Annotated in this window: 13 protein-coding genes; 9 read left to right on the top strand and 4 right to left on the bottom strand. The window is 64.5% G+C overall.

Annotated features, from left to right (window positions below; translation table 11 throughout):
* The first annotated feature begins 64 nt into the window (after positions 1-64).
* Entirely contained in the window at positions 65-1,258 is a 1,194-nt protein-coding gene (locus P9217_RS03930; protein WP_278086956.1) for a DUF930 domain-containing protein, read from the top strand.
* 57 nt (positions 1,259-1,315) lie between these two features.
* Here the strand turns inward: P9217_RS03930 and P9217_RS03925 are convergent, their stop codons facing one another.
* Positions 1,316-3,472, bottom strand: a complete 2,157-nt coding sequence (locus tag P9217_RS03925) for a penicillin-binding protein 1A (protein ID WP_095800162.1) — start codon at positions 3,470-3,472, stop codon at positions 1,316-1,318.
* Positions 3,473-3,640: 168 nt separating this feature from the next.
* Entirely contained in the window at positions 3,641-4,279 is a 639-nt protein-coding gene (locus P9217_RS03920; RefSeq protein WP_067320941.1) for a TetR/AcrR family transcriptional regulator, read from the bottom strand.
* A 113-nt stretch (positions 4,280-4,392) separates the two neighbouring features.
* Here P9217_RS03920 and P9217_RS03915 point away from each other — a divergent pair, with 113 nt between their 5' ends.
* Complete coding sequence (locus P9217_RS03915; RefSeq protein WP_278086617.1) at positions 4,393-6,804, top strand: FAD-dependent oxidoreductase; 2,412 nt, start codon at positions 4,393-4,395, stop codon at positions 6,802-6,804.
* Between the two features lie 12 nt (positions 6,805-6,816).
* Complete coding sequence (locus tag P9217_RS03910; protein WP_067320950.1) at positions 6,817-8,370, top strand: trimethylamine methyltransferase family protein; 1,554 nt, start codon at positions 6,817-6,819, stop codon at positions 8,368-8,370.
* A gap of 2 nt (positions 8,371-8,372) precedes the next feature.
* Here P9217_RS03910 and P9217_RS03905 read toward each other — a convergent pair whose 3' ends face one another.
* Positions 8,373-9,215: an NAD(P)H-binding protein gene (locus P9217_RS03905; RefSeq protein WP_127241375.1), complete on the bottom strand. Its 843-nt coding sequence runs from the start codon at positions 9,213-9,215 to the stop codon at positions 8,373-8,375.
* A gap of 243 nt (positions 9,216-9,458) precedes the next feature.
* On the opposite strand from P9217_RS03905, the gene P9217_RS03900 reads away from it, so the two are divergent.
* On the top strand, positions 9,459-9,866 hold the full coding sequence (locus P9217_RS03900; protein ID WP_067320953.1) for a DUF3168 domain-containing protein: 408 nt from the start codon (positions 9,459-9,461) through the stop codon (positions 9,864-9,866).
* A gap of 115 nt (positions 9,867-9,981) precedes the next feature.
* Here P9217_RS03900 and P9217_RS03895 read toward each other — a convergent pair whose 3' ends face one another.
* Positions 9,982-10,368 (bottom strand): ester cyclase, encoded by a 387-nt coding sequence (locus P9217_RS03895; protein WP_067320956.1) that lies wholly within the window; start codon positions 10,366-10,368, stop codon positions 9,982-9,984.
* A 232-nt stretch (positions 10,369-10,600) separates the two neighbouring features.
* On the opposite strand from P9217_RS03895, the gene P9217_RS03890 reads away from it, so the two are divergent.
* From P9217_RS03890 to P9217_RS03870, 5 genes are all read left to right on the top strand, one after another.
* Complete coding sequence (locus P9217_RS03890; RefSeq protein WP_095800155.1) at positions 10,601-10,900, top strand: hypothetical protein; 300 nt, start codon at positions 10,601-10,603, stop codon at positions 10,898-10,900.
* 81 nt (positions 10,901-10,981) lie between these two features.
* Entirely contained in the window at positions 10,982-11,647 is a 666-nt protein-coding gene (locus P9217_RS03885) for a response regulator transcription factor (protein ID WP_067320964.1), read from the top strand.
* A 22-nt stretch (positions 11,648-11,669) separates the two neighbouring features.
* Positions 11,670-13,058, top strand: a complete 1,389-nt coding sequence (locus P9217_RS03880) for an ATP-binding protein (protein WP_067320967.1) — start codon at positions 11,670-11,672, stop codon at positions 13,056-13,058.
* Entirely contained in the window at positions 13,058-13,225 is a 168-nt protein-coding gene (locus tag P9217_RS03875) for a hypothetical protein (protein ID WP_179293607.1), read from the top strand. The genes P9217_RS03880 and P9217_RS03875 overlap by 1 nt, the downstream gene beginning before the upstream one ends.
* Entirely contained in the window at positions 13,222-13,659 is a 438-nt protein-coding gene (locus tag P9217_RS03870; RefSeq protein ID WP_278086618.1) for a hypothetical protein, read from the top strand. Before P9217_RS03875 ends, P9217_RS03870 begins: the two co-directional genes overlap by 4 nt.
* Positions 13,660-13,708 lie beyond the last annotated feature (49 nt).

Below are 13,708 nucleotides of genomic sequence, written 5' to 3'. Positions count from 1 at the left end.
TTGTCAGGCGCCGATCCGATGCCTGTGCTTGAAGCCGCCGCCATTTCGTTCCACATCGGTCGGGATGAAGGGCGAGACCGGAGAGCGGCGTCGGAATTTGGCGTGGGCTTTGCCCGCATCGCTGATGCTGCATGCGCTGATCGCAGCGTTTCTGGTCTATACCTTGCCCAAGCCCGCCCAACAGCCGGATCAGGAACAGCCGGTCAATGTCGCGCTTGTGCCTCCGCCCGAGCAACCTAAGCCGAAGCCTCCGCCCGCACCGCAGCCGAAGCAACTCAAGGCCGAGAAGCCCCCGGAACCGAAAGCCGAAAAACCGCCCGAGCAAAAAGTGGAAAAGCCTCCAGTGCCGGAAAAGCAGCCGCCGAAGCCACCGCCGATCGCGGTGCTAAAGCCCGTTTTCCAGTATGGCAACAAGGACACCGGCCCCAGGAAATCCCTGGATGGAGCCGGCAACCGGGACAACACGCCGTCGCCGGCCAAGGATAGCGATAGCAAGCCGCCCGCCGTGGCGAAGCCTGCACAGAAGCAATCTGCCGCGCCGGCAGATGCCGATCAGCCGGCGGATCAAAGCACGGCTGACGAGAAGCCGGTAATCGCCGCGACGGACGCCGAGCCCACGCAAAGTGAGGAGAAGGCAGCCCAGGACACGGATAAACAGCAGGCTGCCGAGCAAGAGGCAGGAGCGCCAACCGCCGAAAAGCAAACAGCCGCGGCGCCGACGCCGACGGATGCCAAGAGCGGCGATAAGGTCGATCTTCCGGCCGTGACCGAAAAGCAAAAGCCCAAGCAAGCAAATGCGCTGAAGTTCAGGCCTGCAAAGATCTCGAAGTTCCGAAGCAAGAGCGCCGGGACGCCAAGTTCTACCAACGCCGCCGTTGCTGCGTCGCCGATCTATTCCGGCCTTCCGGGTGTTCGAAAGCTCTATTCGCAGGGCGCTACCGGCGACGCGCTGGCCACAAGCTCTATGAGCGAGGTGCCTCGCGACCAGCGGGTTGCCAATCTTTGCGGCAGCGTTTTGAACGAGGAATTGCAGGGCGCCTCCTATTCTCCCAAATGGCTGCCATCCATTCCGCTGAAGGTGGGCAATGTCCTTAACCCTCCGGTGGCCGCCTTCAGCACGGCAACCACATGGTACCGCCTGAGCTTCCGGTGCGAGGTCGACGCCGATGCGACAAGGGTCTTGTCGTTCAACTTCCGTGTCGGGGCTGAGATCCCACCCGGCGAATGGGCCGGGCTGAGATTGCCTAGTCTCCGCTAAGTATTTCACTCGAAAGTGGGACCGGTTTCGGGGCAAGCGCATGCGTCGAACGAAGGTTCAAAGCGCGGACAGCGTCTCCGGCAGGGTAGGTGCGTTGAGAGCGGGTGCCGCCTGGAAGGCTTTGGTCATTGCCCTCAGCGTCTGCGTGGTGCGGCTGGAAAGCACTGGCGGGCGCTCGGCCTCTGCCTGCGCCGCGGCATCGGCGGCCTCCTTCTTCGCCTCTTCCTCGGCCTTGGCCGCGACCTCCGGGTCGACCCAGGGATGATCGAGGCCAGGGATCGGCTTCAGATCGATGTTCTGGTGTGCATAGGCCATCAGCCGCTGCCAGACCATCGCCGGCAGCGACCCGCCGGTCATGTTGTTGGTCGGCGTGAAATCGTCATTGCCGAGCCAGACCGCGGCCGTGTAGTTGCCGGTGAAACCGACGAACCAGGCGTCTCGGTAGGACTGCGTGGTGCCGGTCTTGCCCGCGACGACGATGTTGGGAAGCTGCGCGCGCCGCGCCGTGCCGATCGCCGGCACCGCGGCCAGCATGGTGTTCATGTATTTCAGAGCTTTTTCCGACAGCACACGGTGCGGCGGCGGCGCGTCCTTGGCCCAGTCATAGACGACGTCGCCGGTGCGGGTAACGAGCTGCGTGATGCCGTGCCGGGAACCGACGAAGCCGTTCTGCGCGAAGACGCTGTAGCCTGTCGCCTGGTCCATCACCGTCATGAGGGACGTGCCGAGCACCATGGTCTTGTGCGATTCCAGCGGCGATTCGACACCCATGGATTCGGCCATCGCCTTGATCGGCCCGATACCGAGATAGTCCTTGGCGAGCCGCACCGGCACGGTGTTGATCGACTTGGCGATAGCCGTGAGCAGCGTGACGTTGCCGGCCGAGCCGCCATTGTAATTGTGTGGCGACCAACTGCCCCAACTGACGGCGCCGCCGGAAACCACCGAGTCCGGCGTGAAGCCGTGCTCCATCGCGGTGGCATAGACATAAGGCTTGAACGACGACCCGGTCTGCCGCAGCGCCTTGGTGGCGCGGTTGAACTGGCTGGCGCCATAGTCGCGGCCGCCGACAATGGCGCGCACCGCGCCGTTGGTCTCGATCACCACCACCGCGCCCTCGGTAACGTTGTATTCCTTGCCGAACTGGCGGAGATGGAATTCGACCGACTCTTCGGCCGCTTTTTGGATATTGGCGTCGAAGGTCGTATGGGCGACCAGCGAGTGTTGGCCGGGCTTGGCGATCTTCTTGACCTCGTCGAAGGCCCAGTCGAGGAAATAATCGGGGCTCTTCTGCTCGCCGCGGTCGACGACATCTGCCGGATGCAGCCGCGCCTGCAGCACCTGGCCCTCGGTCATGAAGCCGGCGTCGACAAGGTTGGAGAGCACCACATTGGCGCGCGCACGGGCGGCCGGCAGGTTGATGTGCGGGGCGTATTTGGTGGGCGCCTTGAACAGGCCGGCCAGCATTGCCGCCTCGGCGAGGTTCAGGTCCTTGACGCTCTTGCCGAAATAGAAATCCGCCGCCGCCTCGATGCCGAACGTGCCGCCGCCCATATAGGCGCGGTCGAGATAGAGCTGGAGGATCTCCTTCTTGGAGAGATTGGCCTCCAGCCAGAGCGACAGGAAAGCTTCCTTGATCTTGCGCTCCAAGGTGCGCTCGTTGGACAGGAACAGGTTCTTGGCCAGCTGCTGGGTGATGCTGGAGCCGCCCTGGACCACCGAATTGGCGCGCACATTCTCGAAGATCGCGCGCGACAGGCCGAGAACGTCGATGCCGTAGTGATCGAAGAAGCGGCGGTCCTCGGTCGCCAGCACCGCCTTGATGACGATATCCGGCATCTCGTCGACCGGCACGGAATCGCGCTGAATGATGCCGCGCTGGCCGATCTCGTTGCCGTAGCGGTCGAGGAAGGTGACGGCGAAATCGCCCTGGTTGCGCCAATCGCCGGCGGTGATCTCAAACGCCGGCATGGCCAGCGCCAACAGCACCACGAAGCCGCCGGCTCCCATGGTGAACCCTTCACTCAGCACCTCGATGATGGCGCGCCGCCAGCCATGCAGGCGGAAGCGGCGGGAAAAGATGGTTGCGGCCTCCCAGAATTCGCGCGCTTTGAAGCTGATCTCGTAGAGCGAGGAATCGAGCCACGCATCGACGGCAAGAGCCGCCGAGGCGATCCGGCCTCTTCTCTTGCGTGGTTTCGAAGGAGTTGGCATTCCAGACTTCCGCCCCAATGCGCTTTCGCCCGAAAACAGCATGCGGGCAGTTTCAGGTGGCACCCTGCCAAACTATTCGACCATTTTATCACTGCTCACAAGGGCAGCGAAGCCACAGCACAAGCTTTGTTGAATGGAGGTCAATCGGCCGTGAACGGCGGGTAGTCATCAGCGCGCCGCGATGAAGCGCATGAAATGCGCCACATCCGCTTCGGTCGGCTCCTGGCCGGTGAAGGAGCGCAGATAGGCGGCGAGATGGCTGACGCGGGCCTCGACCGGTTCCTTGAGGTCGAGCACGTAATAGCCGATCTGCATGTAGTAGAGCACACGCGCTCGGATGAAGGCGTCCTCGTCGTCGTAGCCGTGCCGGCGGTACATGTCGCGGATGGCGCTGAGGCGCTCGTCGTCGGCCTGGTCGATCATCTGCCGCACGTCTGCCGAGCGCCTCGCCCATTCGCGCACGGCGAAATCGAGCCTCGGGTCGAAGAGGCGCTCGTCGGCCCAGCATTCGAATACGTTCATCACGCCCATGATGATGGTTTCGGCGGGGCGCCGGGCGCGCTCGACGATCGCAGTGGTGTTGGTGTCGTGCCAATGCTTGAGCAACTGGTCGAGCAGATCCTGCCGGCTTTCGAAATACCAGTAGAAGCTTGAGCGCGACACGCCGAGCTTCTGGCCGAGGGTGAGCACGCGCACGCTCTCGATACCGTCTGAAACCAGCGTCTCAAGCGCCAGATTGATCCAGTCTGAGCGCGTGACCTTGATGTTGCCGAGAACCGGTTCGGCCTGCGGGGCGGTCATGATCATGGCCGCACAATAGGCATGGCGGGAAGCGGCGCGCAAGCGATCTGTACACTTGTGTCTAGACACTCCTGTACAGGACGTGTATCGTAAGGCTCTCCAACGAGAGGGAGAGGCTCGTGAAATCGCATTACCGGGCAGTCGTCATCGGGGGAGGCGTGGTCGGCGCCTCGGTGCTCTATCACCTGACGCGCTTCGGCTGGAGCGACGTGGCGCTTATCGAGCGCGCCGAGCTGACGGCCGGCTCGACTTGGCACGCGGCGGCCGGCTTCCATGCGCTGAACGCCGATCCCAATGTCGCGGCGCTGCAGGACTACACGATCAAGCTCTACCGCGAGATCGAGGCCGAGTCCGGCCAGGATGCCGGGTTGCACATGACCGGTGGCGTCAACATGGCAAGCGATCCGCAGCGCTGGGAATGGCTGAAATCGGCCTGGGCGGTGTTCCAGTCGGTCGGCATCGAGACGGCCCGCCTGGTGACGCCCGAGGAGATCAAGGAGATCTGCCCGATCGTCGACGTCAGCGATGTGCTGGGTGGCCTTTACGATTCCAACGAAGGCCATCTCGACCCTTACGGCACGACGCACGCCTATGCGGGCGCCGCAAAGAAGCGCGGCGCCGATGTGATCCTGCGCAACCGCGTGATCGAGCTCAGCCAGCGCGCCGACGGCGGCTGGGATGTGGTTACGGAGAAGGGCGCGATTGTCGCCGAGCATGTCGTCAACGCCGGCGGCCTGTGGGCCAAGCAGGTCGGCCTCATGGCAGGCGTCGACCTGCCGGTGACGCCGATGGAGCACCATTATTTCGTCACCGAGGACATTCCGGAGGTCGCTGCCCTGGACAACGAGCTCGGCCTTGCCGTCGATCTCGACGGCTTCTCCTATCTTCGGCAGGAGCGCAAAGGCGTGCTGCTAGGTGTCTACGAGCAGAATCCAAAACATTGGAACATGGACGGTGCGCCCTGGGACTACGGCATCGAGCTGATCCCCGAGGACATCGACCGCATCAGCCCGGAGCTTTCGAAGGCGTATCAGCGCTTCCCCTGCCTGGCCAAGGCGGGCATCCGCAAATGGGTCAATGGCGCCTTCACCTTCACCCCCGACGGCAATCCGCTGGTTGGCCCGGTGCGTGGCTTGAAGAACTACTGGGTCGCCTGCGGCGTCATGGCCGGCTTCAGCCAGGGTGGCGGCGTCGGCAAGTCGCTGGCCGAATGGATGATCTACGGCGAGCCGCAGGCCGACATCTTCGGCATGGACATCGCCCGCTACGGCGCCTTCGCCGCCAACCGCGAGTATCTCAGGCAAACCACGCGCCAGTTCTACGCCCGTCGCTTCGTCATGACCTTCCCCAACGAGCGGCTGCCGGCGGGCCGGCCGCTGAAGCGGCCCGGCGCCTATGACGGCATGAGCGCGGCCGGCGCCGAGTGGACGGCCTCATGGGGGCTGGAAATCCCGGCCTATTTCGCGCCGATGGGTTTTCGCGAGGAGACGACGCTGAAGCGCTCCAACGCCTTCGACATCGTCGGCGATGAGGTGCTGCAGGTGCGCCGCGCCGCCGGCCTCGTCGACACCACGGCCTTCTCGCGCTACGCCGTGTCCGGTCCCGGCGCCGAGGCCTGGCTCGACCGGCTGCTCGCCTGCAAACTGCCGAAGCCTGGGCGCGCGAAGCTTGCCCCGATGCTCGGCCATGACGGCAGGCTGAAGGGCGACCTTACCGTGCTCAACTGGGGCGGCGGCGACTACTGGATCATGGGCTCCTATTACCTGCGCGAATTCCACATGCGCTGGTTCGAGGCGCACATGGCGGACGGCGTCTCGGTTAACGACATCTCGGACGCGATGTCCGGCTTCCTGGTGACCGGGCCGAATGCAAGGAAGGTCGTCGAACGCACCACGCACCAGGACGTCTCCGCCAAAACCCTGCCGTTCATGGCCTGCGCCGAGTTCGACATCGGCATGGTTCGCGCCCGGGTCGCCCGGCTGTCGATCGCCGGCGAGCTCGGCTTCGAAATCAATTGCCCGGCCACCCTGCACGGGACGCTGCGCGAGACGCTGCTCGCCGCCGGCGAAGATCTTGGTCTCGCCGAGATCGGCTACTACGCGCTCAACGCGCTGCGGCTGGAGAAGAGTTTCGGCATCTGGTCGCGCGAGTTTACCCAAGGCTACACGCCCGGTCAGACCGGGCTCGATCGGTTCGTCGCCTTCGAAAAGGGCGATTTTGTCGGCCGCGAAGCAGCTCTCAAGGAGCGCAAGGCGGGCGTCGCCCGGCGGATCGTGACCCTGGAAGTCGATGCCGTCGACGCCGACGCCAGCGGTTTCGAGCCTGTCTGGCACAAGGGCCGGCGCGTCGGCTTCGTCACTTCCGGCGGCTACGGCTACACGGTTGGCAAGAGCGTCGCCCTGGCGTTGCTCGATGACGATTTCGCCGGGGAGGGGACGCAACTTTCCGTACACATTGTCGGCGTCGAACGGCCGGCGCGCGTCATCGCGGCCTCGCCCTATGACCCCAAGGGCGAGGCAATGCGGCAATAGGGAGGATTGGGCATGATTGATGAGGCCGCACGCGATCAGAGGCGCGAACGCCGGCGCGGACGCACCGGCGAGGCCGGTAGCGAGTCCAGCCGCCGCCCGAACTATCGTTCGCTGAAGAACCCCTTCCTGCCGCAGCCGGTCTTTTCCGACGATCAGGTCGCCGCAATCCACGACACGGCGCTGCGCGTGCTGGAAGAACTCGGCATCAAGGTGCTGCTGCCGGAGGCGCGCGCCATTCTTGCCAAGGCCGGCGCCCTGGTCGACGAGGACAGCCAGATGGTGCGGATCGGCCGCGACATGGTCGAGGCAGCCTTGGCGTCCGCGCCGCGCTCGATCCCCGCCTATGGCGGCGCCCGCTCCCGTGACCTTATCCTCGAGCTTGGGTCCATGACATTCCTCGCCGGCTCCGGCGCGCCCAACGTCACCGATCTCGAGCGCGGAAGGCGGCCGGGCACGCTCGCCGCCTTCGAGGAATTCATGAAGCTCCTGCAGCATTTCGACGTGCTGCATATGCTCGGCCCTTGCATCGAGCCGCAGGACGTCGACACGCGCTTTCGCCACTTTGCCACCGGCCGCGCGCAGCTCACCTTGTCCGACAAGTTTCCCTTCGTCTTCGCGCGCGGCACGCCGCAGGTCGAGGACAGTTTTGAGATGGTCCGGCTGGCGCGCGGCCTCTCGGAGGACGAATTTCGCAACGGCGCCTTCTGCTACACCGTCATCAACACCAATTCGCCGCGCCAGCTCGATATCCCGATGGCGCAAGGCATCATCGACTTCGCCAGGTTCGGCCAGGTGTCGATCATCACGCCCTTCTGCCTGGCGGGCGCCATGGCGCCGATCACGGTCGCCGGCGCGCTGACCCTGCAGCATGCGGAGGCGCTGGCGGGGCTGACGCTCGCCCAGATCGTGCGCCCCGGCGCTCCGGTGGTCTATGGCTCGTTTTCCTCCAATGTCGACATGAAGTCGGGCGCGCCGGCCTTCGGCACGCCGGAGCACATCAAGGCGACCTTGGGCGCCGGCCAGCTCGCGCGCTTCACCGGCTTGCCTTGGCGTTCCGGCGGCGGCAGCGCCGCCAATGTCTCCGACGCGCAGGCGGCGCATGAGACGCAGTTCGCGCTATGGGGCTCGGTGCTTGCCGGCGCCACCGTCTGCATCCATGCGGCAGGCTGGCTGGAGGGCGGCTTGAGCGTCTCGTTCGAAAAGCTGATTACCGACATCGAGGCGCTGCAGACGGTCGCCGAGCTTTGCGCCACGACACCGGGTGATGCCGACGCCATTGGTTTCGACGCCATTGCCGAGGTGCAGCCCGGCGGCCATTTCTTCTCGGCCGCCCACACCATGGTCCGCTACCGCACCGCCTTTTACGAACCGCTGGTGGCCGACTGGTCGAATTTCGGCAACTGGACGCAATCCGGCGGCAAGACCGCGACGGAGCGCGCCACCGGCATCTGGAAGCGGATTCTTTCCGATTTCCAGCCGCCCGCATCCGCTGCCGCCACCGCCGGCGTGCTCGACGATTTCATCGCACGCCGCACCGAAGAGGGCGGCGCGGCACCGGTGTCGTGAGGTCAAGGCAGCAGGGCAACCGCTGTACGCGAATAGGTCTTGTCGCTGACTTGATCGAGCATGAAGGCCGCCACGTCGGCGCGCGCCAGCGTCGGCAACAAGGATCTGGCCCGGATGCCGTGGCCGTGGCGGAACCGGCCGATGGCTGGACCGTTGCCGAGCTTTGGCGGTCGCACGATCGTCCAGTCGAGGCCGGACTGCGCGATGAGCCTTTCCTTCGCTTCGTGATCCGCCGCTTCATGGCGCAGCACGAGCGGCACGACGATGCCGCCGAGCAGTGGCCCCAATTGCCGCCGGCTGTCGCGGACGCCGAGGAAGGACTGATAAATGAGCCGGGTTGGCCCGCTCCGTTGCATCGCCTCGACGATGAAGCCGATACCGGCAATCACCGCCGCGTCGTGCTTCAGTGGCACGCCGACACCGAGGCAGCTCAACACCGCGTCGTGACCGGCAATCGCGCCCTCCACCGCCTTGCAGTCGGCGACGTCTCCGACGATCACGCTCAGACGGTCGTGGCTGATGGCGAGCTTGCGCGGGGTGCGGACGAAGGCGGTGACCAGATGGCCTTCCGCCAGCGCCGCCGAGACGAGGGCGCGGCCGGTCGCGCCCGAGGCGCCAAAGATCAGAAGTTTCATCTCCGGCCTCCCTGGCCAGTCTGCCCCGCTCGTCAGCCAGGCTTGCGCCCTGCGGCGAAAGCGACCGGCGCCCCAGCCGGGCAGCAGCCTTGTGTAGACGTAGTCGCATTGCTCCACCAGACCCTGCGCGGCGCCTCCCTCAAAAACCGTGTCGCCCCACATCGTGACACGCGTGATGCCCTGCATGCCCGCCGAACCGGAACCGCGCATGGTGCGGCTCGCCCCCGAAACTCTCGGCAGCCGCCCGGTTTTGCTTGTCTATCGCCGCGAGATCGGTGATGAGGCGCCTGTGCGCCGTCATCCGTTTCGTAACTGTGGTGATCAGGGATCAGGCAACGGTGATCAGCGGCAAGGCTTGATGGCATTGCCTCCAGACGCCGTCCGACGATCTGGCGAAACGGGTGTAAGGCGGCTACGCTGCGATGAGGACAAGGCAGGCGAGAGGAACCACATATGACGGCGCCTGGCGATTTGATGCAGGCCTTGTTCCTGCGATTGAAGACCGATGCGTCGCTGTCGGCGCTGCTGGGCGGCGCCGGCCTGCTCGAGCGCGCCGACGCCAAAGCCGCATTTCCGCACGTCACCTACGGCCGCACTAGCGCCTTCGACCTGGACACCGGCGCCGACGACAACGACGACCAACTCATCACGCTCCACATCTGGTCGAAGGCGCAGGGCGAGGCCGAGACGCGGCTCATCATGGACAGCATCAAGGCGCGCCTCGACGGCGCGGCCCTCTCGATCGGCCCGCGTGGCCAGACGCGGCTGTCGCTGGAATTCGCCGAGGCGCGCTATGACGACGACCTCGCGGTGCACCACGGGCTGCTGCGCTTCCGCGCGCTGACGCAAGAAAGTGCCTGAGAGACCAGCTTTTCCTTGTGCAATTCCAGGAAAGTGCGCACCTATTTTCCGTCCGGAAGTGCGAAAAAACAAAGAGTTAGAGCAATTCCGCGTTTCCTTGAAGCGATGAACGTCTCTAGAGCTGGGCCTGGATGGCGGCCTTGTCGATGACGGACCAGACCTCGCGTATCCGCCCGTCCTGGATTTCATAAAAGACGTTCTCCGCGAAGGTGACTCGCCTGCCGTTCACCGCCAGGCCGAACAGCATGCCCTTGGGCCTGCAGTCGAAATGCAGACGGGCCGCCACGCGTGGTGGCTCTGAAACCAGAAGCTCGATGTTGAAACGCAGATCGGGAATGGCCTGAAAATCGCCTTCCAGCATGCGGCGATAGCCCGAAAGCCCCACCGTCTCGCCATTATACTGCACCTCCTCGCCGACAAACTGGCCGAGATTGTCCCAATCCTGTTCGTTGAGGCAGGCAATGTAGCCCTTGTAAAGACTGGCAAGGTCGTCATGGCTCATGGCATTCTCCCCGTCCTCAACTGCTTCACGGCGCAAATTAGAGCATATGCAAGCCGCGAAAACCGTAGCCGCGCCCGTGATTTTCCGGCTATCAATCCATGGCTGGTCCTGATGGGCCCAGGCAGTTGGACTCGCATTTGTTCGTCTCGCGGTCAGGGGGTATGGCGGGCATGGATTTTCGGCCGTTCACCGTTCATTTCATGTTCAGCACAAATGCGTTAGTACCGTGATCATGAAAACGTTCCGCTCCCTTACTCGCGCCGCGACGCTGGCGCTTGCCGCAGCCGGGATTTTTGCGTCGCAGGCGACGGCGATGCCGCTCGTCGAGCCATCGGTCGATCAGCCGCTCGTGCTTGCTGCCAACGACTGCTATGCAATCGGCCAGCAGATCGCCGCGCAGAACGGCGGCACGCTCGCCAAGGCCTCGCAGGCGACGCGCGGCGGACAGCAGGTCTGCGTGATCGTGGTACTGGTCCCGGGCAAGGAGGGCCAGCGGCCGCGCCGTACTGAGATCGTGGTGCCGCTGGACTGACGCCCAATTCCCTTTAACAGGCTTGAGTTTCCTGGCCGGCGGAATCGGCCTATACCTCCACCCTTCAACAGGCTCCGAACCATGCGCGTGCTCGTCGTCGAGGATGACAAGGATCTCAACCGGCAGCTTACGGATGCGCTGGTCGATGCCGGCTATGTCGTCGACCGCGCCTATGACGGCGAAGAGGGGCATTTCCTCGGCGACACCGAGCCTTACGACGCCGTCGTCCTCGACATCGGCCTGCCGCAGATGGACGGCATCAGCGTCGTCGAGCGCTGGCGCCGCGGCGGGCGCAAGATGCCTGTGCTGATCCTGACCGCCCGCGACCGCTGGAGCGACAAGGTTGCCGGCATCGACGCGGGCGCCGACGACTACGTCACCAAGCCTTTTCACATCGAGGAGGTGCTGGCCAGAGTGAGGGCGCTGATCCGCCGCGCCGCCGGCCATGCCTCGTCCGAGCTCACCTGCGGGCCGCTGAGGCTCGACACCAAGGCCTCCAAGGCCGACGTCAACGGCGTGCCGCTGAAGCTCACTTCCCACGAGTTTCGGCTGCTTGCCTATCTGATGCATCATATGGGCGAGGTGGTATCGCGCACCGAATTGGTCGAACATCTCTACGACCAGGACTTCGACCGCGACTCCAACACCATCGAGGTGTTCGTCGGACGGCTTCGCAAGAAGATGGGCATCGACATGATCGAAACCGTGCGAGGCATGGGCTATCGCATGCGAGAGCCGGAGGCGTGACGCGGAACCGCTGAAGCCGACGATGAGAACGTGGCTTTCAAAGCTGCGGCTCTGGCCGCGCTCGCTGACCTTCCGCGTCATCGCCTTTTCCACGATTTGGGCGATCCTGACGCTCGTCGTCATCTTCACGCTCATAACCACGCTCTACCGCCAGGCCAGCGAGCGCGGCTTCGACAGTCTGCTTTCGGCGCATCTGTTCAACCTGATCGGCTCCGTCGGCATTTCCGACAATGGCGCGCTCATCGGCTCGCCCGACCTTGGCGATCTGCGCTTCTCGGAGCCGAATTCCGGCTGGTACTGGTCGGTCGAGCCGGCCTCCGAAGACGTTCACGGCGAACTCCATTCCTCCTCGATGACCTCCTCGATCCTGTCGCCGAGCGTCGCCGAGGTGCCGTTCAACGCGAACTTCCAGCGCAGCTATTCGACCGAGGGCATCAAGGGCGAGGAGTTAGAGGTTTTCGAGAGCGAGTTCGTGCTCGATGCCAAGAACCGCGCCGCGCGCTTCCGCGTCATGGGCAATCACAGCGAGCTCGAGCAGGAGATCGCGAGCTTCCAGCGCCGGCTGCTCACCTATCTGTCGCTGTTCGGCGTCGGCATGATCGCCATCAACGCCATCGCCATCCTTTTCGGCTTGCAGCCTTTGCGCCGCGTGCGCAATGCTTTGGCGATGGTGCGCGAGGGCACGGCGCAGCGGCTCGACGGGCGCTTCCCGGCCGAGATCGAGCCTCTGGCCAGCGAGACCAATGCGCTGATCGAGAACAACAGGCGCATCGTCGAGCGTTCGCGCACCCAGGTCGGCAACCTCGCCCATTCCCTGAAGACGCCGCTTGCCGTGCTGATCAACGAGGGCCGCGCGCTCGGCGGCGCCAAGGGCGAGCTCATCGCCGAGCAGGCTGCCTCGATGCAAAAGCAGGTCGACCATTATCTGCAGCGCGCCCGCGTCGCCGCCCAGCGCGACAGCGTCGTCTTCCGCACGCCGGTGGCGCCGCTGGTCGAGCGCATGGTGCGCGTGCTGCGCAAGCTCAACCCGCAGACACAGCTTTCGCTGTCGCAGCCTGCCGCCGGGATCGTCTTTGCCGGCGAGCGCGAGGATCTTGAGGAATTGCTCGGCAATCTCCTCGACAATGCCATGAAATGGGCGAAAAGCGCCGTTGCCGTCTCGGTCGCCACCGTTGCGGGAAGCCCCAACCTTTTTGAAATCGTTATAGAGGACGACGGCCCCGGCATTCCCGAGGACAGCGCGCGGGAAGTGTTGAAACGCGGCAAGAGACTCGACGAGACGAAGCCGGGAACGGGGCTTGGATTGGCCATTGTCGCCGACCTCGTCAACGAGTATGGAGGCGCCCTGGCGCTGGAACGGTCCAGCATGGGCGGCTTGAGGGCAGTGGTAAGATTGCGGAGCCTTCAATAATGTTTTTATCGATTTCCGTGCGGCCGCTCGCGGCCAAATTTCCGACAAATATCAATACTATGGGCTCGCTATCCTTCCCGCTGGCGCGGTTCCCGATCCATCTCGCTCCAGAAGTGCTTTTCGCCCAAGAAGCCCATCCCGCTCAAGAGAACCGGTTGCTGGTATGAAGATTCGCGTTGCGCTTGTTTCCGCCCTGATGGCCGTGTCGGGCTGCACCACGCTGGGCAGGACCGGCCCGACCTCTCCGGTCACGCCCGTCGCCACGCCGCCGGCCGCCGGTAAGGTGGGAGCCGGCATCGTCGCGGCCATGAATGGCGGGCTCATCGGCGGCTCGATCGGTTCGGGTCTGAGCGATGCTGAAAAGCGCAAAGGCCTCGAGGCCGAGTACAAGGCGCTGGAATACAACGCCAGCGGCCAGAAGGTGGCGTGGAAGGGCGACAGCTCGACCCATTATGGCGAGGTCGTTGCCGCCCAGCCCTACCGGGTCGGCTCGCAGGACTGCCGCCAATACACCCACACCGTTTACACGAGCGGTTCGGGCGTCACGGCGCGCGGCACCGCCTGCCGCAATGCCGACGGCAGCTGGACGCCGCTGACCTGAATTAGCAACGATCGGCGCAATTTGACATTGATCAAGGACGGCCGGCGCG

Source organism: Mesorhizobium sp. WSM4989 (assembly GCF_029625795.1).
In the GTDB taxonomy this organism is placed as follows: domain Bacteria; phylum Pseudomonadota; class Alphaproteobacteria; order Rhizobiales; family Rhizobiaceae; genus Mesorhizobium.
Note: the sequence above shows the minus strand (reverse complement) of the source record. Positions and strands in the feature narration are given on the sequence as shown.